The sequence below is a fragment of the uncultured Boseongicola sp. genome (assembly GCF_937988555.1).
GTDB lineage: Bacteria > Pseudomonadota > Alphaproteobacteria > Rhodobacterales > Rhodobacteraceae > Boseongicola.
Map to the genome: position 1 here is coordinate 1 of NZ_CALJXO010000288.1, position 2,883 is coordinate 2,883.

General features: G+C 57.8%; 4 protein-coding genes. 2 read left to right on the forward strand and 2 right to left on the reverse strand.

The genetic code is table 11. The features are described 5' to 3' along the window. Positions 1-148: 148 nt before the first annotated feature. Positions 149-496 (forward strand): carboxymuconolactone decarboxylase family protein, encoded by a 348-nt coding sequence (locus Q1B15_RS17000; protein WP_299755886.1) that lies wholly within the window; start codon positions 149-151, stop codon positions 494-496. A gap of 5 nt (positions 497-501) precedes the next feature. On the opposite strand, the gene Q1B15_RS17005 is transcribed toward Q1B15_RS17000, so the two are convergent. Next, positions 502-1,569: a pyridoxal-phosphate dependent enzyme gene (locus Q1B15_RS17005; RefSeq protein ID WP_299755888.1), complete on the reverse strand. Its 1,068-nt coding sequence runs from the start codon at positions 1,567-1,569 to the stop codon at positions 502-504. A 137-nt stretch (positions 1,570-1,706) separates the two neighbouring features. Beyond that, entirely contained in the window at positions 1,707-2,522 is an 816-nt protein-coding gene (gene cysE / locus Q1B15_RS17010; RefSeq protein WP_299755890.1) for a serine O-acetyltransferase, read from the reverse strand. A 94-nt stretch (positions 2,523-2,616) separates the two neighbouring features. Here cysE and Q1B15_RS17015 point away from each other — a divergent pair. Then, the coding region (locus Q1B15_RS17015; RefSeq protein WP_366141739.1) for a TraR/DksA family transcriptional regulator at positions 2,617-2,883 on the forward strand (267 nt) is incomplete at its 3' end.

Below are 2,883 nucleotides of genomic sequence, written 5' to 3' on the forward strand. Positions count from 1 at the left end.
AGAACCCGGTCGCAATGCTTGCGTGATCCAATACTGCTCTAAACAGGGGCAATATGACCAAGCCAAGGGCCGCCTTTGACATCAGTCAATGCGGCCCTTGGCTATTTCAGGTCTTCGTTTTCCAGACAACACCGACGGGAGCCGTTACATGAACTGGAAATCACATCTGGATGACACAAGCGCAGCACTCGCGGCCTTTAGAACCGCGCATCCCGAGACAGGTGCGGGCTTCACCGGCCTGCACCGCGCAACGATGGCTGAGGGCAGCATGAGTGTGCGTGAAAAGGAACTCGTGGCGCTTGGGATTGGAATTGCAAAGCAATGCGTCGACTGCATCGGCTTTCATGTGCAGTCAGCGGCAAAAGCAGGTGCCAGCCGCGATGATGTGGCCGATACCGTGTCTGTTGCCGTGATGATGGGCGGTGGGCCCGCTTATATGTACGGCGTCAAAGCGCTTGAAGCCTATGACCAGTTGATCGGGCCCACCGCAGTCTAGGCAAACTACATCTGACAACCGGGCGTGGATTTCGACAGCGCTTCTTCCTCGGCGTTCATGTCCTCGACGATGTCGTCGAACAGCGGCGTTGAAAGATAACGCTCCCCGGTGTCGGGCAACATGCAAAGGATCACCGACCCTTCCGGTGCAGTTTCGGCAATTTTCATCGACACCGCGAAAGTCGCCCCGCCGGAGATGCCCGTGAGGATGCCTTCTTCTGCCGCTAGACGTTTCGCCCAGGCGATCCCGTCGGCGCCCGTGACGGGAAGTAATTCATCGTAGTAATTGCCGTCGATGGCCTCTTGCAGAACGTAAGGAATAAAATCCGGCGTCCAGCCCTGGATCGGATGGGGCGCCCAGGCAGGGTGGCCACTCTCGGGGGCGTTTGCCGCGTTGCGCTCCTGGGGAGTGCCCGAGGCGATCAAAGCCGCGTTGTCCGGTTCCGTTAGGATGATTTTGGTGTCTGGCCGTTCTTTACGCAGGACACGCGAAACACCCGAAACCGTTCCGCCAGTGCCGTACCCCGTGACGAAATAATCAAGCCGCTCGCCTTCGAAATCGCCAATAATCTCGCGTCCTGTGGTCGTTTCGTGGATGTCGGCGTTGTCGGCGGTCTCGAACTGACCGGCAAGGAACCAGTCATTTTTCTCGGCCAGCTCAACTGCCTTCTTATACATGCCAACGGCTTTTTCGGCCCGTGGTGTCAGAACAACTTTAGCACCCAGAAAACGCATCAGGCGGCGGCGCTCGATGGAAAAGCTGTCGGCCATGATAATCACTAGCGGATATCCCTTGGCCGCACAAACCATCGCAAGGCCGATACCTGTGTTGCCTGACGTAGCCTCGACAACTGTCTGACCCGGCTTCAGGCGCCCGTCTTGTTCAGCCGCTTCAATGATCGAAAGCGCCAGACGGTCTTTTACAGAAGCCGCAGGGTTAAAGGCCTCGAACTTGACGTAAATCGTGACGTTCTTGGGCGCGATCCGGTTGATGCGGATAACGGGCGTGTCGCCGACAGTATCCACGATCGAATTGTAGCGGCGGCCGCGGCCGTTGGTCTGCCTGGTTGCCATGAGATGATCCCCCTTGCTGGCGTGTCGTTCACCGCCAAAACTGACGGCCAATTCGCGAAGGCGCAAGGGGAAGGTCTCGGAAAGGTGGGATAGCTCGTGTTTGAAGGCCTGATGCGAATCGCTATCCCGGGCATTGGCTATTGCCCGGGACAGCCGTTAAGTATCTGATCCATGCTCAATGCGGGTTGATCACATCCGGCTTCTCCAACGATTTTCGCCGGCACACCAGCAACCGTTTTGCACGGTGGAACCTCTTCCAAAACAACCGAACCTGCCGCGATGCGCGAGCAGGACCCAACGGTGATATTGCCCAGAACATGCGCGCCAGCCCCGATAAGAACGCCATTGCCGATCTTGGGGTGACGGTCATCATCCTCTTTGCCCGTTCCGCCAAGCGTGACGGAATGGAGCATCGAAACATTGTCGCCGACCACGGCGGTTTCACCAATGACGATGGAATGCGCGTGGTCGATCATCAGACCCTTGCCGATGATGGCTGCGGGGTGAATGTCGACGCCAAAAACCTCGCTGACGCGGGCCTGGATGAAATACGCAATGTCCCGGCGCCCTTGTTCCCAGAGCCAATGCCCAACTCGGTAGGCTTGCACGGCCTGGAATCCTTTGAAGTAAAGGAGCGGCTGCATCAGGCTGTGGCAGGCGGCGTCACGCTCGAAAATCGCAACAAGGTCCGCGCGCGCAGCCTCGCCTAATGCCGGAGCCGTCTCATAGGCTTCGTCAGCGATCTCGCGCAGGATTTGCGCCGACATCTCAGTCGACGACAGCTTCATGGCGAGGCGGTAACTTAGAGCACGCTCGAGCGAGGCGTGGTGCAGAATGCTTGAATGGACAAGACCACCAATCAGTGGCTCTTTCAGGACAGCAGCGCGCGCTTCCTGCGCAATCTGGTCCCAGACAGGATCAAGTTTTCGGGGTTTACGCTGTAGCTCGGCCATGACCAAATCCTTTTCACTGCCTCGCGGCACTTACAGCATATAGACATGCGCACGTAACCTGAAAAGGCATTTGAAACAAAATGCGAGGACAAGGATGGACCTGAGCGATGCGAGAAAGGTTCTGGAAACAGAACTCATGGCGCTTGAACGCGACGATGCGCTTGGCGCTGACGACCAAAAAACGGTGACGCTGGACCAGCAATCGGTCGGACGGCTCAGCCGAATGGACGCCATGCAGCGTCAGGCCATGGCGCAAGCCACCGCTCGGCGACGCGCCGGGCGACGGCACCGAATCATCGCTGCTTTGAAACGCTTGGAAGAAGGAGAGTTTGGCCACTGCCAGGATTGCGGAGACGACATT